Raw genomic sequence first — 23720 nt, forward strand, 5'->3', positions numbered from 1 at the left:
GGTCCAATGGGCTCTTCTGCAGGGCGGATCCGCCCTGCCTGCTCCATGCGCCAGGTCGTTGATCGGTACGGTGAGCACCATGTCTTCGCCCAGCCCCGCGCCGCTGCTTCGGGATTTCATCGACATTCCGGAGCGTACGAGCACGAGTGACTTCGTGCTCAAGCTCGCCGACAGCGTCGCCGACGCTGACGTGACCCTGCGCGATTACGTGGTTACAGAGCGTCTTCTCGGCAACTTCGACGAGGCGCTCGGGCTGATTCGCTCGGCTGTCGAGGGGCACGCCTCCAAGGCGGCGTACCTGCACGGCTCCTTCGGCTCTGGTAAGTCGCACTTCATGGCGGTGCTGCACGCGCTGCTGCGCGGCGAGTCGGCCGCCCGCGGCCGCGACGAGCTGGCCCCGCTGGTGGCGAAGCACAGCGTCTGGCTGGACGGTCGCAAGTTCCTACTCATTCCGTACCACCTGCTCGACGCACGGTCGTTGGAGCAGCGGGTGCTCGGCGGCTATGTCGACCGGGTCCGCGCGCTGCACCCGGACGCACCCATCCCGGCGGTGCACCGCACTGACGCGCTGCTGGAGCAGGCCGCCTCGTTGCGGGAGAAGATCGGCGACAAGCAGTTCATCGACGGCCTGCCCGGCGGAGACGCCGAAGACGAGTGGGGCGACAGCGAGACGTTCTGGACGCCGGAGCGCCTCGATGAGGCGTTCGGCGGCACGTACTCCGACGAACTGCGCCGCAAGCTGGTCAACGACCTGCTGACCAGCTGGAATGTCGGGTTCTTCAGTAACGCTCGGGAGGACGCCGAAGCGTTCGTCTCGCTCGACCGGGGCCTGACCGAGATCAGCCGGCACGCCAAGGAGCTTGGCTACCACGGGCTGATCCTCTTCCTCGACGAGCTGATTCTCTGGCTGGCCAACTCGATCGGCGACCAGCAGTTCGTCTCCCGGGAAATCCAGAAGATCACCAACTTCGTCGAGGGCGGCGACACCCGCAGGCCGATTCCGGTGGTCAGCTTCATCGCCCGGCAGCGCGACCTGCGCGAGTTGGTCGGCGAGGAGGTCACCGGCGCCAACGAGCTGAGCTATCAGGACACCCTCAACCTGGCCAGCGGCCGGTTCGACGTCATCAAGTTGGAGGACCGCAACCTTCCGGAGATCGCCCGCCGTCGGCTGCTCAAACCCCGCGACACCGCAGCCGGCGAGGCCATCATCCGGGCCTTCGACGCCACTACCAAGGTACGCCGGGAGGTGTTCGACACCCTGCTCGGCACCGACTCGGGCAGTGGCGCTGACATCGATGCCTTCCGGTCGACGTACCCGTTCAGTCCGGCATTCCTCTCTACGCTGGTGCACGTCTCCAGCGCGTTGCAGCGTTCCCGGACGGCGTTGAAGCTCATGCGCCAGCTGCTGGTCGACCGGCGGGACACCCTGCGTCTGGGTCAGCTGGTGCCCCTGGGTGACCTCTACGACGTCATCAGCACCGGGGGCGACCAGCCCTTCACCGAGAAGCTCAAGGCCGAGTTCGAGATGGCCCAGAAGCTCTACGACCTGAAGCTGCGTCCCTACCTGCTCAGCCAGTACGACCTCACCGATGACGATCTGGACGCGGCCCGGCGGGGCGAGACCCAGCCGACCGAGACAGCGGGACGGATCCGCGCCTTCACCGGCGACGATCGCTTGATCAAAACACTGCTGCTGGCTGCGTTGGCGCCAAGCGTCCCGGCACTGCGCAATCTCACCGCTCGCCGGCTCTCCGCGCTCAACCACGGCAGCATCACGAGCCCGATCCCGGGTGGTGAGGTCGCCCAGGTCAGCCGGAAGCTTGCTGACTGGGCTCCCCGGTTCGCCGAGATTCGCATCGGTGACGGCGACGACCCGGTCGTGTCGCTGGAGATGGTCGGCGTCGACGTCGACAGCGTGCTCGCCACGGCCAAGCAGTACGACAACGAAGGTGCTCGCAAGCACCTCGTCCAGCGACTGCTCTGGCAGCAACTCGGAGTGCCGTGGAGCGACTCGTTCTTCGCCGAGGCTGGGTTGAACTGGCGCGGGAGTCGCCGCACGATCGAGCTCGTGTATGGCAATGTCCGCGACCCGCACGACATCCGGGACGAGGCGTTTCCCCCGAACGATCCGACCGGCTGGCGTCTGATCGTCGACTATCCGTTCGACGACGGCAGTCACGGACCTGCCGATGACCGGCAGCGGGTCCAAGAGCTGAGTGGCCGGATGAGCCCGCGCACGGTCTGCTGGATCCCGGCCGCTCTGACCATCGAGCGCCGCACCGAGCTGGGAAAGCTCGCCATCATCGACAAGCTGCTGGAGGGCCAGCGCTTCGACAGCCACGCCGGGCACCTCAACCCCGACGACCGCCGACGGGCGCACGCGGCACTGACCAACCAGCGCAGCGCGCTGCTGAACAAGATGCAGGCGGTGCTGCGCCAGGCGTACGGGCTGGCGGGCAAGCAACCCTCGGACGTGCAGCTTGGATTCGATGATCACCTGCAGTCGCTCACCCGTGCGTTGGAGCCGAGACTGCCGATGGGCGCCACGTTCGCTGACGCGCTGCGCAGTCTCGGCGATCAGATGCTCAGCCAACAGTTCCCCGCCCATCCAGACTTCGACCCGGACCGCAAGGGCGAGCCTGTGCGTCTGCCCGACGTGAAGGTTGTACTGGACCACGTCCGGCGGGCGGTCGAGTCGCCGGAGGGACGCGTCGAGGTCGAGCGGGCGCACCGCCAGACCATGCGCCGGATCGCCAACCCGCTCGGACTCGGCACGATGCATGAGGCGGCCTTCGTCGTCGAGGGTCAGTGGTCCCAGCATTTCCACCACAAGGCGGCCGCTGAGGGTGTCACCGGTGAGCTACGCGTGGCCGACCTCCTGGGGTGGATCGACCAACCCAACCCACGGGGCCTCGACCCGATCGTGGCGCAGCTTGTTGTGGCCACCTTCGCAGAGCAGACCGACCGCGCCTTCCACCTGCACGGAAGCGCAGTCACACCCAGTCCCGAGCCAGGCAAGATCACTATTGACCACGTTCTGCGCGAGGAACGGCTGCCGAGCGAGGACGACTGGGCGGAGGCGCGGGTTCGAGCCGGGGCGATCTTCGGTGTGCACAACCTGAATCTGCGGCGGGGCCGGCTGGTCGCGATGTTTGGTCGCGACCTCAGCAACGAGGGCGGGCGGTATCGGGAAGCAGCGCACGGTCTGACCGCCCGGCTCGAGCAGCACGATAAATGGCTGGGTATCGACCAGGCGTCTCTGTCAGGTCGGCTCGCCACCGCCCGCGCGGCCGCCGACCTGCTGGAGCGGCTGGCGACCGGGCGTACGGCGGTGGAGACCATCGAGCGGTTGGCTCGGGCGGAGCTCGCCGGCCCGGCCGACAGGGTCGGACGGAGCATCAAAAGCGCCGCACAGGTATCGGCCGAATTGGCCAGCACGGCGTGGGACAACTTCGAGATCATCGCTGGCCTCGGCGAGCCGTACGCCGGGGAGGCGTCTGCGATCCTCGCCGAGCTGCGCCGCGTCGGCCAGGCCGACGAGTTGACCGCTCCGCTGAGCCCGGCTCTTCGGCGCGCACAGTCTGATGCGGTGGCGCTCATCCGGCGTGCTACGAAGCCGCCGCCGCTGCCTCCACTGCCGCCGCCCCCGCCGCCCCGTCCCATCGGGGGTAAGGCTGTCGTTTCGGCTGGGCTCTCCGAGGATGCGGTGAACGAACTTCGCCAGTACGTAGCCGCCCACCCGGACGCGACCATCGAGGTCACCTGGAGAATCGTTTCGTGACTCAGGCACCTGCCCCGGCCCAGGCGCTGCGGATCAGCCCCGTGGCGCTGCGACAGAAGGTGGCGCAGCAGCTCGAACGGCACCGTAACGGCGACGCGTACCCGGTGATGGTGATCCGGGCGGAGCCGGCCTGGCCGCATGACCGGACGGTGCTGTTGCCGGACGGACGCCCGGTTCGGGTAGTGCCGTGCGTCTCCCCACTGGCCGTGTGGGAGAACCTCGTCGCCGACCGTGATGAGGAGATTCTCGTCCTGCTGACCGACGTTCCGGAGTCGGTGCTGCACCACGGCGTCCGTAGCCGGGTTTTCCGTCAGCGCGTCCTCACCGTGAAACCCTGGGACCTGGTCGTCGATGCGTTCGGCGCGCAGTTGCCCGACACCGCGTTGGAACGCGAGGCCTGGGCCGGTGAGGCGTTGCTCGACGCCATGCCACCGGGCGGCTGGCCGAGGCTGGCCACATCGGTGCTGACCCGCGACATGGCTCTGCGGCACCTCGCGGCGGTGCGGCTCGGTCTCGACCGGCAGGGCATCGGCCCGGACGACCTGGACGTGACAGCGCTGCTCCGGTGGAGTGCCGAGCCAGGCGCCGTCGAGGCGTATGGACTGCTACGGGAGGCCGAGCGGAACGGGCTCGCACGCTGGCTGCTGGAACAGTTCGGCCGGCCGGCGAAGGCTCTCTTCGCGCTTGTCGATGCCGGGCACGGCACCGACGCGCTGCCGCTGGGCCTGGTCTGCGATGCGCTCTGGAGCACCGAGAGCGCCGACGCGGTGCGGGCTCAGGGGCGCATCGACCAGTACTTCGGCAACCTCAACGACGATGACACCGTGCGTAGCTTCGCGGCCGCGGCCGTGCAGGTGGTCACCGCGCTGTTGAACGCGCCGCGGGCGGCGGTTCGCCGGGACGGCCATGCCATCCTCGACCGAGCGGAGGAGTTCCTCATCCAGTTCTCCGCGGCCAGCAGCGCGGGCCACAGTCCGATCCTCCGGACCGGCTTCGCAAACCGCCTCGGTGTCACGGCCGAAGCCCTGCTCGCCGGCCTGCGGAACCCCGCGAACACGGAACTTGACCTGGCGGTCGAGCACCTCGCCGGGCATCGACTCGCTGATGCCGAGGCCGAACGGGTGAGCCGAGCCCGGATGGCCCACCGGCTGGTGCGGTGGCTCGGCACGACAGTGGTGCCTCCGCAGAGCGTCGCGGACGGTGTGGACCGGCAGATCGCCGAGTGGGGCTGGGTGGATCGGGCGCTCAACCACGTCTGGGCTGGCGAGGAGACCCATCCGCGGCTGCAGCGGGCGTACCGGGAGATCCATGAGCTGGCACAGCAGCGGCGGCGTGACCTCGACGGTGCGTTCGCCGGCCGGCTCGCAGCGTGGGCCACCGCTGGGCCGGGAGGCGACGGTGACCTGCTCACCGTCGAGAATCTCCTGCCGCGCGTGGTCGATCCGCTGATCCGTGCCGGCCGCTCCGTGCTGCTCGCCGTGCTCGACGGAATGAGCGCCGCGATCGCGGTGCAGCTCGCAGACGAGTTGGCCCCGCACTGGGTGGAGTACGACCCGCTCGCAGGATCGGGATCGGCCCGGCGTCGGGGAATCGTTGCGGCGCTGCCCACTCTTACGGCGGTGTCCCGCACGTCGCTCTTCGCCGGGGCACTGCGTTCGGGGAATCAAGACCTTGAGCGGAGGCTCTTCGCCGAGGGGCGATGGGGTCGAGGCTCTCGAATCTTCCACAAGGGCCCGGCGCGCGGCGGTGCGGGCGAGGTCATCGCCACGGAGTTGACCGATGCGGTGGCGAGTTCCGCTCCCGTGGTGGCCGTTGTGATCAACACGGTTGATGACTCGCTGACCCACGGCCGCGAGGGCGACGAAGCCGGGTGGCAACTTGATGATCTCGGCTTCCTGCGCAGCCTGCTCGACCAGGCTCGTCGAACCGGTCGGGCCGTCATCGTCACCAGCGACCACGGCCACATCCTCGAGCGTGGGGGTCAGCACCTCAAGACGCCGGACGCCGCGTCCGCCCGACACCGGATCGGGGCTGGCCCGGCAGGCCCGGGTGAGGTGGAACTGACCGGTCCGAGAGTCATCTCGGGGGAGAATCGCATCATCGCGCTGTGGGATCCCCTGCTGCGGCACTGTCCGAGCCGGGCGGGTTACCACGGCGGCGCGTCGCTGGCCGAGGTGACGATCCCGTTGCTGGCCTACCTACTGCCCAACGTGACCGACCCACCGGCGGGCTGGACCCCTGTCGAGGAGCGCACCCCGGAGTGGTGGCAGACAGGCCCGGCCGCCTCGAAGCCGAGCGCTCTGGCACGGCCGACCAACGCACCGAAGCCACGCCGCAAGGCACCCGCCCTCGCTGAGGACGCGCTCTTCGAGGTACCGGAAGTGGCAGCCGAGCCGCAGGCAGCGTCACCAGCCGGCGACGCCGATCTGGTTGCGGCGGTGCTGGCCACCGAACTGTTCGAGGCGCAGCACAGTCTGACGCCGCGCCGGGTGGAGCTGAAGAAGATTCAGGCGGCGCTGCGAGCACTTGTCGACGCCAAGGGCGTGCTGCCTGTTGCGGTTCTGGCGCAGCGGGCCGGCGAGGCGCCGGTGCGTGCGGTCGGCTTCGCCACCACCTTGCAACGGATCTTCAACGTGGACAACTATCCGGTGTTGTCGCTCACCGACAACGGTCGGACAGTCCGGCTGGACCTCCAACTGCTCCAGGAGCAGTTCCGCGTCCGAGGAGGGGCAGCGTGACGACGGTCAGCCCGGCGCGACGCCGCGAGGTGATCGACGCGCTGCGGCGCGGTGCCGTGCCGTCGGCCGGGCTGGATCTCTTCGCAGTAGGACTGGACCGCTTCGCCGGGGCCATCGGTGATGACCTGGACAGTGTCGCCACCGGCAGTTCCGTCTTCAAGGCAGTTCGTGGTGAGTACGGCTCCGGCAAGACGTTCTTTGCCCGATGGATTGCCGAGCGGGCAAAACAGGCGAACCTCGCCGTCGCCGAGGTGCAGATATCCGAGAACGAGACGCCCTTACACAAGCTGGAGACCGTCTACCGTCGGCTCAGCGAGCGACTCACCACCTCGACGTTCCCGCCCAGCGCACTCCGTCCCATAGTGGACGGTTGGTTTTACGCGCTGGAAGAGGACGTCCTGGTGGCAGGGCAGGTCGCTGCCGATGACAGTGATGCTCTCGACGCCGCTGTCGAGACTCTGCTCGACCAGCGGCTGGCCCTGGTAAGTCGGAGCGCTCCCGCTTTCGCTGCCGCGTTGCGCGGCTACCGGGCTGCTACCGCCCGGGGCGATGCGGCGACCGCGGATGCCGTGCTCGCCTGGCTCGGCGGGCAGCCGCACGTCGCGGCCGCCGCCCGTCGGGCAGCCGGGGTACGGGGCGATCTCGACCACTTCGCGGCACTCAGCTTCCTGCAAGGTCTGCTGGCTGTGCTCCGCGACAGTGGGCACCCGGGTCTGTTGCTGGTGCTCGACGAGGTGGAGACGCTGCAACGCGTCAGGTCGGACGCCCGGGACAAGGCGCTCAACGCACTCCGGCAACTTATTGACGAAGTGCACTCCGGACGATTTCCGGGTCTCTATCTGGTCATTACCGGCACGCCAGCATTCTACGACGGTCCGCAGGGCGTCCAACGGCTCGCGCCACTGGCACAGCGCCTCGCCGTGGACTTCAACACTGATCCACGTTTCGACAATCCCCGTGCCGTGCAGATCCGACTGCCGGGTTTCACCGTCGACTCCCTCGTGGAACTCGGCGGTCGGGTGCGCGATCTCTACGCCGACGGATCTGCCTCGCCTGAGCGGGTGTCCACGCTTGTCGATGATAGGTATCTCGGTGAGCTGTCACGAGCGGTCGCTGGTGGTCTCGGCGGCAAGGTCGGAGTGGCGCCGCGGCTGTTTCTCAAGAAACTTGTGGGGGAGGTGCTCGACCGGGTGGACCAGTTCCCAGAGTTCGACCCTCGGCAGCACTATGCGCTCACCCTGTCCAGTGCCGAGATGACAGAGGTGGAGCGAAACGCCACAAGCGCCGACGAGATCTCGATCGAGCTCTGAAGGACGTCGAAATCATGGCGAGCGATGCCGAGGGGCTGCATCCGGTCGTACTGCATCACATCGTCAACTCGTTGCAGTGGCCGGCATTACGACCGTTGCAACAAGCCGCCGTGCAACCACTCTTGGCCGGCGAGGACGCACTTCTGCTGGCACCCACTGCCGGCGGTAAGACCGAGGCCGCGGTGTTCCCGCTGCTCTCACGGATGGCGCAGGAGAATTGGTCGGGCACCTCCGTCCTCTACATCTGCCCACTGAAGGCGCTGCTCAACAATCTCCTGCCCCGGCTGGAGAGCTACGCGGCATGGCTCGGGCGCCGGGCAGCGCTCTGGCATGGCGATGTGACGATGGGTCGGCGCCGTGCGATCCTCCGCGGGAGGCCCGACATTCTGTTGACCACTCCGGAGTCCCTGGAGTCGATGTTGGTCAGCGGTGCCGTCGACCACGATGTGTTCCTCGGCCACCTTCAGGCGGTCGTGGTCGACGAGGTTCACGCCTTCGCCGGAGATGACCGAGGTTGGCACCTGCTGGCCGTGTTGGAACGCCTCGGCCGGGTGGCGGGACGACCGTTACAGCGGATCGGGCTCTCCGCAACTGTCGGCAACCCGGACGAGTTGTTGGCCTGGTTGCAGGGCTCGGGCCGCGGCGAGCGGTCCGCATCTGTGGTGGCGCCCGATCGTCATCCGGCGACGTCGGCGCCGCGTCCGTCTGGTGAGGTGGAGCTGGACTATGTCGGGTCCGTGCACAACGCGGCCAAGGTCATTGCGGCACTGCACCACGGGCAGAAGCGCTTGGTCTTCTGCGATTCTCGGGCCCTGGTGGAGGATCTTGGCCAACGGCTGCGTGCCCTCAATGTGACGACCTTCCTCTCCCACGCGTCGCTCTCGGTCGATGAGCGGCGCCGGGCCGAGGAGGCCTTTGCGCAGGAGCGGGACTGCGTCATCGTCGCCACCAGCACCCTGGAGCTCGGCATCGACGTGGGTGACCTGGACCGTGTCATCCAGATCAACGCCCCACGTAGCGTCGCCGCATTCCTGCAGAGGATCGGCCGTACGGGTCGGCGTCCTGGCAGCAGCCGCAACTGCCTCTTCCTCGCCCTGGATGGGGAAGGCCTGCTGCACGCCGCTGGATTGCTGAATCTCTGGGCACAAGGTTGGGTCGAAGAGGTCGTACCCCCACCTGAGCCGCGACACATCGTGGCCCAGCAGATGCTGGCGCTCGCACTCCAACAGCACCGGATCGGTGACAACCTCTGGTCGCAAGAGTGGAATGGCCTGACGCCGTTCGACAAGAGTGCGGACGTGATCGTTCGTCACCTCGTCAGGTGTGGTTTTCTCGATGTCGACTCCGGGATGCTCTTCATCGGGCCAGAAGCTGAACTGCGTTTCGGGCATCGGCACTTCATGGACATGCTGGCGGTGTTCACCGCGCCACCGCAGTTCACCGTGCTGGCTGGTCGTACCGAGATCGGCCGGACCGATCCCGCTCTGCTGACCGCCAAGGTGCTCGGCCCCCGGCTGTTGCTGCTCGCTGGCCGAAGTTGGCGCGTCACCTATGTAGACTGGAAGCGTCAACGCTGCTTCGTCGAGCCGGCCGAGAGCGGTGGAAAGGCCCTCTGGATGACCGACGGATCGCCACAGGGACTGTCGTTCCGGATGGTTCGGGCAATGCGGGATGTGCTGCTCGGTGCCGACCCGCCGGTCGCCCTCACCGGTCGGGCGAAGAGTAGACTTGCTGACCTACGGGACGACGCTGCCCCTGTCGTCCATCCCGCTGGCCCGGTGTTGGTCAGGGACAGCGACGGTGAGGTGCGTTGGTGGACCTGGGCAGGCTTTCGCGCTAATGCCACTCTGATCGCCACGCTCAGCGAACTTGCCGATCCGGGCCAACGGTACGACGACGCTTCCATTCGACTCCGGCCAGATGTGGACCGCGCCATGGTGCGACAGGCCATGGCAGAGGCAGCCGACCGAATCTGCCTCCCTGATGTGTCCGACAAGGCGCTCGCCGGTCTCAAGTTCAGTGCCGCCCTGCCCGAGCGGCTCGCCGTCGCCACCCTGGCCTCCCGACTGGCGGACATTCCGGCGGCGCAGGCAGTTCTCGCCGAGTCCATGCAGATGACCCACCTTCCCCATTACTAGGCCGCTCCCTCGCGCCCTACGTATCACAATCGAAGACGCCTCGGGCGGTTGTCCACAGGTGCTTTCGCTGTCCACAGCGGCCTCGGCGTGGGCAGTGCTCAGGAACACCCCGGGAAAGAGTCGGACCGTGGACCCGAGGTTGCAAGCCCTCCTTGTTCGTGGCCATGGGCTGGTCACTCGACGGGACATGCTGCGGGCGGCACCAGCCTGGACCATCCAGAGCGCCGAGCGAGCGGGCCGGCTCGTGCGGCTGTTGCCCGGGGTCTACGGCGACGCCACGCTGATCCGTCACGCCACCGCCGACCGACCGACGCTGGCCCGTGTCGACCGGGACGTCGCCCGACGCGCCGTGCTGGCGTACGCCGACGGGCGTGGGGTGCTGAGTCGCCTGACCGCGCTCGACGTGTGGGGCCTACGCCGACAGCCGGCGAGCGAGCCGGTCCATCTCGACGTGCCGCGAGGGTCGGGCCTGCGTGATCGGCCGCACCTCGTGGTAGCCCACCGCTCCGATCTGGTGATCGCGCCGCCGCAGGTGGTGACTCGGGGAGGGTTGCCGGTCACTCGGCTCGACCGGGCCCTGGTGGACTCGTGGCCACTGTTGTCACCGGTCGACCGATCGAGTCTGCTCATCCGTGCGGTCAACGACCGACTGACCACACCGCAGCGCCTCGTCGCCGCGCTTGCCTCGGTGCCCCGGATGCCCGATCGTGGGGCACTCGGCGACTTGCTGGACCGGCTCGACGCTGGTTGCCGCAGCCCGTTGGAGATCTGGGGCCACGACCGCGTCTTCACCGGGTCGGGGATGCCGACGTTCATTCGGCAGGCGCGGGTGCGGGTGGGCTCCCGGACGATGTATCTCGACATGTTCGCCGAGGCGGAGCGGGTCAACATCGAGCTGGACGGGGCGACCAGCCACGGCGACCCCACCGAACGCGAGATCGACCTCCGCCGCGACGCCCTGCTCGCCTCCGTCGGCATCCTCGTCGTCCGCTTCACGCACCGCCGCCTCACCGTGGACCCGGTCCAAGTCCGCCAGGAGACCCTGGCCATTCTCGCCAACCGCGCAGGCCGATCATGATCAAGTGATGAGAAATAGGTCCCCCAGGGCCCCAGAACCTACTTTCCATCACTTGATCATGGGGGCGGGGGCGAGGGCGGGGGCGAGGGCGGGGGTGAGGTGGGTGGGGGCGGGGTTGAGGTGGGTGGGGGTGGGGGTGGGGGTTGGCGGTGGAGGAGTTCGGCTATCCATCTTGCGGCTTCTCGGTTTGCCGTCAGCATGTGGTCGCGGGCGTCGGCCAGGTCCGCGTCGACGTCGGCGTGGACGCTCAGGATCGTCGCCCACTTGCGGCTCAACTGGTCGGCGTAGCGGGCCTTTCGCATCTGCTCCTCGAACTGGTACTCCAGCTTGACCAGCCGGTCGACGTGCGGCTGGAGCGCCGGCATGATCCGTTCGTCGAGTCGTACGGTGGCGTCGGGGCGGCAGGTCAGCGTGATGTCGCCCCGTTGGTAGTGCCACAGGGGATCCTCGGCCAGCGCGTGTTGCAACGCCACCTCCAGGTCGCCGGCCCGGTGCGGGGGCAGGTCCCGGGCGGCATCGGCGGCGAGACGGGTCAGCCGCTGGATCGCGGTGGCCTGGAAGTACTGCACGTACCAGCTGAGCACCTCGGAGCGCAGGCTTGCCGGTGACGACCAGGCGAACGTGGCGCGGATGTAGAACGAGTACACGTACCCGCGTGCCGGGACCGCGATGAGCCGGGGTGCGTCGCGTTGTTCGACGAGTGGACCCGACGGCGACGGGGCGGCGGCGGATCCGACGGGCGCCTCGTCCTGGAGCGCGGCGACCAGTCGATCCCAGGTGCGTGCCCACCACCGCCAGCCGCGTACACCGGCGTCGCGGGCGATCGTCACCCCTCGTACGCCCCGGTGCCGCCACTGCTCCGCGGGCCTCGGTCTCCCGTCGGGGGCGTCCGTCATGGCACCCCTCCACGGTCACGGATCAGCATGTCACGCTAGCAACGAGTGCCCGATATGCCCGTAGCCACGCCGTTGCGGGCCGGGCCGGGACCACCGCCGACGACGAAGCCGGTGCGACATCGCACCGTCGCCTGCTGATCGTCCGGGCGTCGTGTGGCGGTCAGGCGTGGACGACATCCTGCCCGGGTGCGCACACTGCCGACCGTCGTCGCGTACCGGCTGCTCGGGGGCGTCGGTGCCACCCTGCTGTCCTGCGCCGGCCTGGCCGCCGGCGCGCTCCCCGTCGGCGCGCACGCCGCCTGGTGGAGCGCGTTGCGGCAGCTCGCGGGGCCGGGGCTGCTCTGCGGGTACGCCGGTCTGACCCTGCTCGTCGCCGCCTGGTGGTGGGCGGGCCGGCACCGGCACGCCGCCGACGAGGTCGTCGACCGTCGGTCCGCCGCGCTCACCCTGCTCTGCTGGGCGGGACCGTTGCTTCTGGCGCCGCCGCTGTTCAGCCGGGACGCGTACAGCTACCTGGCGCAGGGGGCGATGGTCCTCGCCGACATGGACGTGTACCGGCACGGGGTGGCCCAGTTGGGCGGTGCGTTGGCCGGTGAGGTGCCGCAGATGTGGCAGCAGACCCCCGCGCCGTACGGGCCGGTGTTCCTCGCGGTGGCGGCGGTGGTGACCGGGGCGACCGGCGGCAAGCTGGTGCTCGGCGTGCTCGGTCTGCGGCTGGTGGCGCTGGCCGGGGTGGCGCTGCTGGTGGCCTACCTGCCCCGGTTGGCCCGGCACTGCGGCGTCGACCCGGCCGCCGCGCTCTGGCTGGGCGTGCTCAACCCGCTCGTACCGCTGCACCTCGTCGCGGGCGCGCACAACGAGGCGGTGATGCTGGGGCTGCTGGTCGCCGGGCTCAGTCTCGCCTTCGAGCACCGCCACGGCGCGGCCACCGTGCTGGTCACCCTCGCCGCGCTGGTCAAGGTGCCGGCGGTGGTCGGGCTGCTGGTGGTCGTGTCGCTCGCCGCGCGCCACCGCGGGCTGCCGACCTCGGTGGCGCGCACCGCCGGGTTCGCGCTGGGCACCGCCGCCGGGGTCACCTGGGTCACCGGCATCGGGTACGGGTGGGTCGGCGCGCTCGGCACACCGGTGTACCGCCACAGCTGGTCGATCTCCAGCGCGCTGGGTCGGGTGGCGTCACGCGCGGCCGGGCGCAGCGGTCTGCACCTGGGTGACGCCCCGATGCGGTTCTGCCTGGCGCTGGGCGTGGCCGCCGTCCTGACCGTGGCGGTCGGGGTGTGGTGGCACCGGCGGCGGCTCGGCCCGGCGTACGCGCTGGGGTTGGTGTTGGTGGCGGTGGCCCTGCTCGGCCCGGCGACCCGGCCCTGGTACGCGCTGTGGGGTCTGGTGCTGATCGCGGCGGCGGCGCACGGGCGGGCCCGGCCGGCGGCGGCGGTGGGCGCGGTGGTGCTCGCGTTCGTGGCGCTGCCCAGTGGCTTCGGTCCGAATCTGGCGCAGGCGTGGCTGGCCGCCGCCGGGGTGCTGGTGGGGTTGCTCGCGGTCGGTTGGCTACGCCTGCTGGTACCACCCGCCCCGGTGCAGGTGGCCCGATGAACGCGGGTCGGCGGCGGGTGGTGACGGTGCTCGGCCTGGTCACCGTGCTCGCGGTGGCGATCGCGGTGCTGCCCGGACACCGGGGCTGGTTCGACGTCGGCGTCTACCACGGCGCGGTCGGACACTGGGTACGCGGCGGCGACCTCTACGGGTGGACCACCGGCAACGGGTACGGGTTCACCTATCCACCGTTCGCCGCGTTCAGCATGCTGCCGATGGCCGCGCTGGCCTGGTACCCGACGATCGTGGCGAACCTGCTGCTCACCGCGCTGGCCACCGCGTTCCTGCTGCACCTGCTGGTGGACCCGTTGGTCCGGCGGCACGGGTGGACCCGCTGGTACGCGCTCGCGTTGGCCTGCTGTCTGCTCGCCGGGCTCAACCCGGTACGGGACACGGTCAGCTTCGGGCAGGTCAATCTGGTGCTGGTGGCGCTCGTCTACCTGGACCTGTGGTTGCTGGAGCGGGGCAGTCGGCTGGCCGGAGTGGGGGTGGGGCTGGCCGCCGCGATCAAGCTCACCCCGGCGGTCTTCGTCGGCTATCTGCTCGTCACCGGGCGCTGGCGGGCCGCCGCCACCGCCATCGGCACCGCCGTCGGTGCCACGGTGGTCGCGGCGGTGTTCGCGCCGGACGCCAGTCGCACGTTCTTCACCGAGGCGCTGTGGGACACCGACCGGGTCGGCGAGTTGGCGTACGTGTCGAACCAGTCGCTGCTCGGCCTGGTTGCCCGGCTCGACCCGGCGCACCCGGACCGGCGGCTGTGGCTGCTGCTGGTCGTCGTCGTGCTGGCGGTGTGGGCGGTACGGGTACGCCGGGCGGTGCGTGACGGCGACGAACGGGCCGGCTTCGCGCTGACCGGTGTCACCGCGTGCCTGGTCAGCCCGGTCACCTGGGTACACCACCTGGTGTGGCTGGTGCCGGGGCTCGTGGTGCTCGCCGCGTCCACGCTGCCGTGGCCGCCGGCCGACCCGACGGCCCGTCGTCGGGCGCGTGCCGGCGTCGCCTGCTACGTGGTGCTGTGCAGTGGGCTGGTCTGGGTCTTCGCCAACGGGTCGGCCGGGCCGGTGGGGTTCGTGGGCGCGAACGCGTACGTGTGGGTCAGCCTCGGCATGCTCGCGCTGCTCCCGGTCGGGCGGGTCGATGTGCGGGCGGATCACCCGGGGTTCACCGAGCATTGTGGAGCAGTTGAGGTGGCGGGGGGTGTTGGCGTCGGCCGCTAGAGGCGAGACTGGGCACGATCTTACAATCACGCAGATCGATGCACTGGATGGTCTGGAGGCAGCCTGTGTCCACCCTCGTGTCCCCGCCGGTCACGCTCGGCGCGATCCGCCGGCGTACCACCACCCTCGCCCTGCTCCTCGCCATGGTCGCCGCGGCGCTGGTCGGCCCGTCCGTGGTGTCGCCCCGACTGACCGACTCCGCCTCGGCGGCGGTCTACAGCTCCTGCACCATGAGCCGCTGTGCCGACGCCCGCACCGCCCGGTCGGGCTGGGCCGCGAAGGGTTTCCCGACCAGCCGCGGCTGGTACTCCTGGAGCGGCGGCAAGTCCAACTTCGCCGGCGGCCAGTTCTACAACTACGAGGGTCAACTGCCCACGAACGCCACCTACAACGAGTACGACGTCTATCCGCGCACCCAGGGTGCCGCCCGGGACGCGTACCGCATCGTGGTGAACCGCAGCACCGGGGTGACCTGGTTCTCGCCCAACCACTACACCGACTTCTACCGGCTCTGACCGGCCCCGCAGTTTCGCAGCAGGAGGCACGTGATGGCCGACGAGGACGCGGGTCGGACGCCCGACTGGCTGACCGTCCGCCGCGACGACACCCTCGACGTGCCCGGCGCGGTGGTGCTTGCCGGCGCGACGACCCGGACCAGGGCCGGGTTGTTCGCCGCGCTCGCCGCCGCGCTCGCCCTACCGGTCTACCTGGGGGACACCTGGGACGCCCTCGCCGACGTGCTCCGCGACCGGCTCGACACCGGTCCGCTCACCCTGCTGATCACCGACGCCGGGCAGCTGCTCGTTGACGAGCCGAACGATCAGTTCGGCCTGCTGCTCACCGTGCTCGGTGACCTCGCCGCCAGCGCTGCGCACCCGCTACGCGTCGTCTTCACCGGGGCCCCACCCCGTGACCGTTGATCGGGCCGCGGGTAGCGCGCCAGGGCGGACGGAATCTCACCATGGGTGACGGCCGCTGGAGGCACTTACCTCGTTGAGCCCTATGACTCACAGGTATGTATATGACTCTGGGGTATATCGCTCTCCGGAGTGGCAGGCGCCGGCCCGGCCCGCCCGGCCGCGCACCGTTCGGCGCGCGCCGCCTGCCTGGCCTGAGCCGATTCGGTTGGGCCTCCGCCGTTCCGGTCGGTGCCACGTCTACCGTTCGCGCGTCCGATCGAGGGCAGGCGTCGGGCAAAGGCACTCAACCGAGTGTGGCCGCAGGGCTGTGTGGGTGCTCAGTTCCCGACAGTCCGGCCTGCGTGCGGGCGCGGTGACGGTGGTGGTGACGCTCGGGTGACGGGCCTTTCGCGATCCTCGTGCCGAGCCGGGCAGGGTGCACCGGCGCGGGCAGCGGGGAGGCCGTGCGGTGGACTTCGTCGACGGGGTGCTGGTGCGGTTGGCCGATCCGGGCACCCGCGCCGCGCTCTTCGATGACGCGTCGCTGGCGCACCTGGTCGAGGCCGCGTACGACACGGAGGCGATGCCTGTCGCGCCGCCGTACGCGGCGGTCTTCGACGAGCTGACCCTCGGCTTCGCGGCCGCACCCGTCACGGTGGCCGAGGGGGAGTGGCTGGGCCCCGGCGGCACCGCCCGCACCGAACTGCGCGTACGCCTGCACGGCCTGGGCGGTTCGGCGCTGCGTATCGACGCCCTGTGGCGCGGCAGCCTGGTGGTGCGGACCAGCGCCGCCCGGGACCGGGTCGAGGACCTCGACGTGGCGGTGCCCGCCTTCGACGTCGACCCGCAGATCGTCGCCGACCTGGGCGCGTTGCCGGCCGACCCGGCCCAACTGGAGGCCGAGCGGCGCACCCGGCTGGTGACCCGGCTGCGGGCCGGGCTGCACCAGCCGGCCGCGTTCACGGACGACCACCTGGACCGGCTGCTCGCAGGTGTCGGCGCCGCGAACGCCGGCGATCTGGTGACCCGGATGCGCGGGCAGGCCGCCGGGGCCACCGTGAAGCTGCGTTACGCCGTGCCGTCGGCCGCCCCACCCACCCCGCGCCCACTGCCGTTCGCCGCCGCGGTGTTGGTCCGCGACAAGGGTTTCTCGCTTGCCGACCTGCTGGTCGAGACCCGCCTGGTGCGGGCCCGCGCGGAGGAACTCGGTCTGGACGTGCCCGCACCGGACGACGTACGACGGCGGCACCGGGTGGTCGCCGTCTGGGTCGTTCCGGTCGAGACGTTCGACGACGACGGCTGGCCCGGCGGTGAGACCGGCACCGACGCGCAGAAGCGGGCCGCCCGGTTCGCGAGGGCCGGCCAGTGGCTCGCCCGCAGCGGCATCGGGCTCGCCGCCGTCTCGACCTGAGAACTCAGACCAGTAGCAACTTCGTCCGGGAGGACCCGTGGCACCGACAGCAGCATTCCCGTACATCGAGGTCCGGATCGTGCCGCCACCGGCGCCGCTGGCCCAGCGCTCGCCGGGTGTCATCGCGGTCGTGGGCAAGGCGCCGTCCACCGCCGACGGTGGTTCCGCGCCGGCGAACACGCCGGTGCGGATCGAGACCCTCGACGACGCGGTCACCAACTTCGCCCGCCGGCAGAGCGGCAACGTGGTCCGCAACGCCCTCTACAACTCGCTGGAGTTGGCGTTCCTCCAGGACCCGCGCCCGGCCAAGGTGTACGGGGTGAAGGTCGCCGGCGACGACTACGCCGCCGCCCTGAGCGGCCTGGAGGCGGCCGACGACGTGACAATGGTGTCGCTGGCCAACGAGTCGGGCGTAGGCAACCCGGCCGGGGCGAGCCCGCCCACCGGGCTGCACGCGCTCAAGGCGCACGTCGAGACGATGTCCGCGGCCGGTCAGCGGCGGATCGGCTTCGCCATGGTCAACCCGGCCACCGAGAAGGGCCCCAGCTACGTCGCGGACATCACCACCGCCGCGAACCCGCTCAAGAGCAGCACCAGCCGGATGGTCATGATCGCCGCGCGGGGCGCGGACGGTGACGCGGCCACCGCCGCCATGGCGGCCGTGGCCGGGCTGCCGGTGCACCACAGCATCGTCCTGAAGAAGATCCGCGGGGTCGCCATCCCGGTGGCCAAGCAGTACAGCCCGGCGGAGATCAAGGGGCTCGCCGAGGCCAACCTGACGCCGATCATCGACCCGACGTTGATCACCGGGGAGAGCCTGCACTTCGCCGACGGGCGGCTGTTCACCACCGACGCGAGCCTGCTGCACGTCGACCTGGTGCGCACCCTCGACCAGATCGAGTTCATGCTGCGCGCCGGCCTGATCGGCCTGGTCGGCGACGCACGGATCACCAAGCCGGGCATGACGCTGCTGAAGACCCAGGTGGACGGCATCCTCGGCCCGCTCAAGCGGCAGACGGTGATCGACGACTACCGCGTCGAGATCCCGGTGCTGGACATCCTCGCCATCCCCGAGGTCGCGCGTACCGCCACCGACACCTCGATCGTCACCGCCGCCCGGGCCGACCGCACCGTCGATCTGGTCGTCACCGTCACCTACGGCCCGGCCGTGAGCCGCCTGCTGGTCACGCTCGTGGCCAAGTTCTGACCCGGAGGAACCAGACCATGGAGTGGAAGACCCGCCTCGCGGTGCAGTACACCAAGGGCACCGAGACGGTGCTGATCAGCCCGATCGACTCGTTCAGCCCGTCCTTCTCGCTCAACATCGAGGCGCTGCACTCGTGCGAGGTGACCCACCTGGGTGCCATCCACGCGCCGGTCTCGATGAACTTCACCATGACCGTCAAGGCGATCGGGGACGTCGCCGGCCGGCTCACCAAGCTGGCCCTGGACGGCGAACTGTTCGACATCGCGTTGCTTGAGCACACCGGCGACGACTGGTCGTTCTCGTCGTTCGTGCTGCGGGACTGCCTGATCACCAGCGCCACACCGACCACCGCCACCATCTCCGGCGCGCCGGCGGCGACCTTCAGCGGCTTCAGCCTTGCCGCCTCGGTCGACCCGAAGACCGGCGACGCGTCCGTGCTGCCCTGACCGGCCACCGACGGCACACCGACGACAACCCGCCGACGACGACTGACCGGAGGTAGCAGATGGCGACCGGTGCTGGCCGTGCCGCCCGGGTCACCCGTACCGGGCTGGCCCTGGTGCACGCGGGTGAGCTGGTGCTGCCGGCGGCCGGCAGCGAGGCCGAGGCCGAGCAGGTGGCCGAGGACGACCGGGCGGTCATCGCGTACCACTTCCCGGTGGAGATCGAGGTGGTCGCGGCCGGCGGCGCCCTCGACGCCGACGCGCTCGCCGACCTCGCGCTGGCCCGCCTCGCCGAGCACCTGGACGGGCGGTTCTGACGGTGGCCATCTCGGTGCACGTTCCGGTGCGGATCCGGGTGGACGCCCGGTCACTTGCCGAGCGCCCGGAGGCGGTGGCCGACGCCCTCGGCGCGGCGCTGGGCCGCGCCCTGGAACGCTCCCGCCGCGAGGTGGTCGCGCCCCGTGGCGGCTACCTGGAGGTACGCCCCGAAGCGCCGACGTTCCGGTGGACCGGCGCGGACGGTGAGCGGGTGCACCCGGACGACCGGCGGGCGTTCGAGGCCCGGCTGCGCCGGCGCGTCGACGAGGTGGTGACCGCCGCGCGGCTGGACCCGGGGCTGCCGCCCGGGGTGGCCGTGCCGTTGAGCGAGCCGGCCGAGGAGCTGTTCGACGCGTCTCGGATGCGTCACCTCCTCGCGGTCTACCGGGTGCCGTCCTACGACGACGGTGGGAACGCCGCCGAGGTGCCGGTGGACGGCGACGAACCGCCGCCGGTGACCTACCAATGGCTGCTGCGACCAGCCACTTACCTGGCCGGTCACTTCGCCGAGTTGGCGCGCGAGGCGGTACGCCAGCACGGTGGCCTGCCCTCCGGCACCCCACAGGGGATCATCGCGCGGGTGGTCGGCAGCGACGGCCGCCCGGTCTGGGCGATCATGGTGACCACCACTCCACTGTCGGTCCTGACCTTCGAACGGTTCGGCGAGACGGTGTTCCGGCCCACCCCGCAGCCGCACTTCGAGGTGGAGGAGCGGGTGCCCAGCCCGCAACCCGGCACGGTGCAGCGCCGACCCGTGGCCGGTCGCGCCGCCCTGGTGTCGATGGTGGACGAGGAGTTGAGCGCCGACATCCGGCATCGGTTGCGGACCGCCCAACCGCGCGGCGAGACCACGAGCGTCGAGGAGTACCAGGCGCAGATCGAACGGGCCGTCGACGCCGAGGTGACCCGGCGGGTCGACGCGATCATCGCCTCGGTGGGCGGGGCCACGCCGACAAGCCTCGTGGTGGTCAGCATCGGCGGGGTGTCCCTGCTGCTGGTGGGCACCGAGGAGACCGACGCCACGCTGCACTGGACCGGCACGGCGAACCTGTTGCCGATCAGCGTCGAGCACCGTCCGGCGACACCACCGGACCCGAACGCACCACCCGGCGGCAGCATCGGCGACGGCAGTGGCCCGGGCGCGGGCAGCGGCTCCGGCACCGGCAGCGGGCCGGGCGGGGGCAGTGGACCCGGCGGCACCGGGGGTCTGGGCACCGGAACCGGGCCCGGCGGTGGGGCCGGTGGCAGCGGCGCGGACGGCACCGGGGACGCCCGACGGGGTGGGTTCGTCTTCGACCCGAGCAGCCCCAGCGCCCCACCCGGCACCGACGGTCGACGGTTTCCCGCCGTCACGGGTGCGCACGCCGAACTGCGGGCCTGCGCCCCCTTCAACGGCGAGCCGGAGGTGGCCGCGCTCGGGCCCGACGGTGACGAGCTGCGCCGGCTCATGGACGACATCGCGTTCCGTTTGCAGATGGGCGACCCGTGCCGCTACCCGGCGAACTTCTGCCTCCAGGCCGCCGCCATGCTGCGCGGTCGGGCGGCGGCGATCAGTCTGCTTGTCGGCTCGACCGAGCGGGAGGCGTTCACCCGACCCGTGCCGGAGGGCTCCGGCCGACTCGGCCCGCTGGACTTCCGGCCGGTCGCCTCACCTGCCGTGCAGTTCCTGCGTCACCTGGCCGGGGTCGTGCCCCGACTGGACCGCCTCGCCCAACTGGTGATGGGCCGCTACAGCCAGCCCGAGCACTTCGCCCGGATCCAGGGCGGCTGGATCGACACGTCGGCGTCCTGGAACCTGCACTTCGTCCAGGCGTTCAGCACGGCCGTCAAGGGCGCCGTCGGGCAGCTCTTCGTCGTCGGCAGCCAGGCGATGCTCGTGCAGTTGCTGCTCAGCTCGCGCACCGGAATCGACGCGCGGATCACCAACTTCGACAGGTACGCCCCGATCTTCGAGCGGTTGATCGTCTCCCAGCTCACCGACTACGCCGAGTTGCAGGGGCTGCGGGAGCGGCTGCGCCGCCACGAGGCCGCCCGGTGGACGCAGGCGCACACCGACCTGGGTGGCGGCACCCTCGCCACGGTGAGCATGGCCAACCCGTCCACCGCCTGGTACGGGGCGGCCCGCGCCATCTCCAGCGCCTTCCTGGCCACCGAGGCCGCCCTGAGCAGCCCCGGCGCGGCCGGGGAGATCGTCGAGACCGACGGCACCACCCGGATCCGTGACGCGCACGCCGTGCTCTGGACCCTCGCCGAGATCGAACAGGCGCTCGTCATCCAGCGCGGCGAGGCCGAGGGCATCGACCCGCTGGTCAAGCAGATCACCGACCTGCCCGACGTGCTGGCCCGCTTCGCCGGCAACCGGTCGGCGATCCGCGACGAGCTGTGGCGGGTGCTGCAGGACATGCGGCGCAACAACACCGAGATGCTCGGCCGCGCCCGCGCCGACGCCCGGTTCGCCTTCCGGTCCAGCCGGATCAGCGAGCACATCCCGTCGGCCACCATTCCCCGTGGACGCTTCGCGCTGCAGGGCATCCACCTCGCCACCCACCAGCAGATCGGCGAGTTCTTCGGCGGCAACCTCTACTACGCCACGGGTGTCGACGACCTGTTCAGCACCGAGCTGGGCCGCGAGGCGTTGAGCGCCTTCGCCACCATGGTGGGGATCATCGCGCTGTCCGTCCTCTGCCCACCGCTGGGCTTCGTGGTCGGGGTCGCCGTCGCCGCCGTCGACGTGGCGCACGCCCACCGGCGGGAGCGCCTCTACGGCGCGATGCTCGACCCGGAGCTGGTGCTCACCCGCACCGAGGTCGAGGTGGAGCTGTTCGCCGCGTACCTCGGGCTGGCGTTGTCGCTGATCCCGGAGGCCGGCACCATCGGCGGCGCGGCCGTGCGCGGCGGCCGGGTCGCGCTACGCTTCGGCGTCCGCGCCGGGCTGCGCGCCGCCCGGGGGTACGTGGTGCGCCGGGTCACCCGGCAGATCGTCGAGGCCGCGTCCCGTGACCTGCTCCAGGGGTTCCTCACCGAGATCCTGCTCAACGAGGTGCTGGAACGGGTGGTGCAGAAGCTGATGGAGCCGATCCTCGCGTACGTGGAGCGCGAGGCGATGCTCAGCGGCGCGGTCGGCGGCCCGGAGGGCGCCCGCTTCATCCTCATGGTGCTCGACTCCCCGCCCGGCGGCACCACCGCCGGGCCGCGCGTCCCGGTGGTGCGGCCGTGACCGGGCCGCGCCGGTTCCGCGCCGGCCGGTTCCTCGACGCCGCCGCCGTGCACGCCGCCGCCGACGCCAACCCGCGGCTGCGCCGGTTCATGCGGACCGTCGCCGCGCACAGCGAGGCCGGCGAGGTCCGCTCGCGGCGACTGCTGGAGCACCTCATCCGCCGCATCGTCGACGACGTCGGCGACCTGCACCTGGGCAACGCGCTCAACCGGCTGGAACGCATCGCCGTGCTGCGCGACAACATCGCCGCGATCCTCGACCACGTGCTGGAGGGCGGCACCCTGCCCGAGGGGGTGCGGGTGGCCACCCTCGGTGAGTACTTCGACCAGCTCAGCACCGAGATGCGCGAGCTGAGTCGACCCCGCGACGGCATCGTCGGGGACGCGCCGCTGCGGCTTGCCGACGACTCCGCCGCGTACGCCGACTCGCTGTTGCGGGAGTTCGACGCCGGCGGCGGCGCGGCCGGCCGGCACGTCGAGCCCGCCGCGATTGTCGGCGACGCGTTCCGGGCGATGCCGGCGGACCGGCAGGCCGCGCTGCGCCGCGCCGCCGAGCTGGAACCGGCCGGGCTGTGGCGCGCGGTGGCCGCCGAGAGCGAGGGCGGCAAGCGGGCCGCCGTCGCCGACCTGGAGACCCGCCTCGGCGGCCGGCTGAGCCCCGACGAGCTGGCCCGGCTGCGCGCCGCCGTCGACGACCTCGGTCGGGCCCGCTCCCGCGGACTGCAGATGAGCGACGCCCGGCTCGCCGACGCGCTCGCCCGGATCGGTGACCCGGACCTGCGGGCCGTGGTGGCCGGCGGCGACGTCTGGCTCACCCAGCAGCTCGCCGTGCACAACCCGGAGGCGCTGGCCACCCTGTGGCGGCGTTTCCGCGACCGTGGTGGCCGCGCCGACGACGGCCCCGGCTTCCGCGCCTACCTGCGCCACGACATGGTCACCTACGGGCGGGGCGTGCTCGGCGAGTACAGCGCGGCGTTCTCACTGAGCAGCATCGAACTGTTCCTGAAGGGCCCGGACGCCAACGTCAAGGTCGCCGGCACCGACCTGGTCGGCATCGGCCACGACGGCTGGGTGTGGCTGGTCGACGACAAGTCACACCGGGCCGCGAGCGTCGGCGGGGTCAGCGCGCTCACCGACAACCTCGTCGCCAACCTGCGCCGCGACGCGGCCGACTTCCGCGACGCCATCGCCCGCCTGCAGCGCGACGACCCGGGCTTCACACCCGACCCGCGCATCCTCGACGCGATCTCCCGGATGGAGGACGCCGCCGCCGAGATCGACCGGATCAACCGGCGCGGCTCCGCGTCCACCCGCCCGGCGCGGATCAGCGCCGCTCTGGAGGCCCGCCGCCTGCGGCTCCGGGTGACAAGCGCCGCCGGCGAGGTCCGCGAGATCACCCAGGCGCTGCGCGACCTGGGCCTGGCCGTCGAACCCACCGGCACGCCGGTGCCGCTGCCACCCACCGGAGGTCGCTGAGC

The 23720-nt window shown here is 70.9% G+C and carries 16 protein-coding genes; 15 read left to right on the forward strand and 1 reads right to left on the reverse strand.

Annotated features, from left to right (window positions below; all coding sequences use genetic code 11):
* The first annotated feature begins 79 nt into the window (after positions 1-79).
* From pglY to ACWER9_RS00120, 5 genes are all read left to right on the forward strand, one after another.
* On the forward strand, positions 80-3781 hold the full coding sequence (gene pglY, locus ACWER9_RS00100; protein WP_452299670.1) for a BREX-2 system ATPase PglY: 3702 nt from the start codon (positions 80-82) through the stop codon (positions 3779-3781).
* The gene (pglZ, locus tag ACWER9_RS00105) at positions 3778-6519 is read left to right on the forward strand and encodes a BREX-2 system phosphatase PglZ (protein ID WP_452299671.1); all 2742 of its coding nucleotides are present in this window, start codon (positions 3778-3780) and stop codon (positions 6517-6519) included. Before pglY ends, pglZ begins: the two co-directional genes overlap by 4 nt.
* Positions 6520-6548: 29 nt before the next feature.
* Entirely contained in the window at positions 6549-7829 is a 1281-nt protein-coding gene (gene brxD, locus ACWER9_RS00110; protein WP_452299672.1) for a BREX system ATP-binding protein BrxD, read from the forward strand.
* A 14-nt stretch (positions 7830-7843) separates the two neighbouring features.
* On the forward strand, positions 7844-9967 hold the full coding sequence (locus ACWER9_RS00115; protein WP_452299673.1) for a DEAD/DEAH box helicase: 2124 nt from the start codon (positions 7844-7846) through the stop codon (positions 9965-9967).
* Positions 9968-10094: 127 nt separating this feature from the next.
* Positions 10095-11045 (forward strand): DUF559 domain-containing protein, encoded by a 951-nt coding sequence (locus ACWER9_RS00120; protein WP_452299674.1) that lies wholly within the window; start codon positions 10095-10097, stop codon positions 11043-11045.
* A gap of 56 nt (positions 11046-11101) precedes the next feature.
* On the opposite strand, the gene ACWER9_RS00125 is transcribed toward ACWER9_RS00120, so the two are convergent.
* On the reverse strand, positions 11102-11941 hold the full coding sequence (locus tag ACWER9_RS00125) for a hypothetical protein (RefSeq protein WP_452299675.1): 840 nt from the start codon (positions 11939-11941) through the stop codon (positions 11102-11104).
* A 186-nt stretch (positions 11942-12127) separates the two neighbouring features.
* Here ACWER9_RS00125 and mptB point away from each other — a divergent pair, with 186 nt between their 5' ends.
* The 10 genes from mptB (at position 12128) to ACWER9_RS00175 (ending at position 23718) form a co-directional block, all read left to right on the forward strand.
* Complete coding sequence (gene mptB / locus ACWER9_RS00130) at positions 12128-13531, forward strand: polyprenol phosphomannose-dependent alpha 1,6 mannosyltransferase MptB (RefSeq protein WP_452299676.1); 1404 nt, start codon at positions 12128-12130, stop codon at positions 13529-13531.
* Positions 13528-14748, forward strand: coding sequence for a glycosyltransferase 87 family protein (locus tag ACWER9_RS00135; RefSeq protein WP_452299677.1), 1221 nt, complete (start codon positions 13528-13530; stop codon positions 14746-14748). The genes mptB and ACWER9_RS00135 overlap by 4 nt, the downstream gene beginning before the upstream one ends.
* A gap of 65 nt (positions 14749-14813) precedes the next feature.
* Positions 14814-15263: a ribonuclease domain-containing protein gene (locus ACWER9_RS00140; protein WP_452299678.1), complete on the forward strand. Its 450-nt coding sequence runs from the start codon at positions 14814-14816 to the stop codon at positions 15261-15263.
* Between the two features lie 33 nt (positions 15264-15296).
* Positions 15297-15668 carry a barstar family protein gene (locus ACWER9_RS00145; protein ID WP_452299679.1) on the forward strand — a complete coding sequence of 124 codons (372 nt, stop codon included), beginning with the start codon at positions 15297-15299 and terminating at the stop codon, positions 15666-15668.
* 448 nt (positions 15669-16116) lie between these two features.
* Positions 16117-17058 (forward strand): hypothetical protein, encoded by a 942-nt coding sequence (locus ACWER9_RS00150; RefSeq protein WP_452299680.1) that lies wholly within the window; start codon positions 16117-16119, stop codon positions 17056-17058.
* Between the two features lie 37 nt (positions 17059-17095).
* Positions 17096-18265 carry a hypothetical protein gene (locus ACWER9_RS00155; protein ID WP_452299681.1) on the forward strand — a complete coding sequence of 390 codons (1170 nt, stop codon included), beginning with the start codon at positions 17096-17098 and terminating at the stop codon, positions 18263-18265.
* 17 nt (positions 18266-18282) lie between these two features.
* Positions 18283-18711: a hypothetical protein gene (locus tag ACWER9_RS00160; protein WP_452299682.1), complete on the forward strand. Its 429-nt coding sequence runs from the start codon at positions 18283-18285 to the stop codon at positions 18709-18711.
* A gap of 59 nt (positions 18712-18770) precedes the next feature.
* Positions 18771-19025 (forward strand): hypothetical protein, encoded by a 255-nt coding sequence (locus ACWER9_RS00165; RefSeq protein WP_088989350.1) that lies wholly within the window; start codon positions 18771-18773, stop codon positions 19023-19025.
* A 2-nt stretch (positions 19026-19027) separates the two neighbouring features.
* Complete coding sequence (locus tag ACWER9_RS00170; RefSeq protein WP_452299683.1) at positions 19028-22243, forward strand: hypothetical protein; 3216 nt, start codon at positions 19028-19030, stop codon at positions 22241-22243.
* Positions 22240-23718, forward strand: coding sequence for a hypothetical protein (locus ACWER9_RS00175; protein WP_452299684.1), 1479 nt, complete (start codon positions 22240-22242; stop codon positions 23716-23718). The genes ACWER9_RS00170 and ACWER9_RS00175 overlap by 4 nt, the downstream gene beginning before the upstream one ends.
* The last annotated feature ends 2 nt before the right edge of the window (positions 23719-23720 follow it).

It is taken from the genome of Micromonospora sp. NPDC003944, from assembly GCF_053605225.1.

Bases quoted from the DNA above. Each gene is read 5' to 3' on its own strand.
- ACWER9_RS00165 (WP_088989350.1), top strand. From the start codon at position 18,771: ATGGCGACCGGTGCTGGCCGTGCCGCCCGGGTCACCCGTACCGGGCTG.
- ACWER9_RS00160 (WP_452299682.1), top strand. From the start codon at position 18,283: ATGGAGTGGAAGACCCGCCTCGCGGTGCAGTACACCAAGGGCACCGAG.
- pglY (WP_452299670.1), top strand. From the start codon at position 80: ATGTCTTCGCCCAGCCCCGCGCCGCTGCTTCGGGATTTCATCGACATT.
- ACWER9_RS00145 (WP_452299679.1), top strand. From the start codon at position 15,297: ATGGCCGACGAGGACGCGGGTCGGACGCCCGACTGGCTGACCGTCCGC.
- ACWER9_RS00125 (WP_452299675.1), bottom strand. From the start codon at position 11,941: ATGACGGACGCCCCCGACGGGAGACCGAGGCCCGCGGAGCAGTGGCGG.
- ACWER9_RS00115 (WP_452299673.1), top strand. From the start codon at position 7,844: ATGGCGAGCGATGCCGAGGGGCTGCATCCGGTCGTACTGCATCACATC.
- ACWER9_RS00135 (WP_452299677.1), top strand. From the start codon at position 13,528: ATGAACGCGGGTCGGCGGCGGGTGGTGACGGTGCTCGGCCTGGTCACC.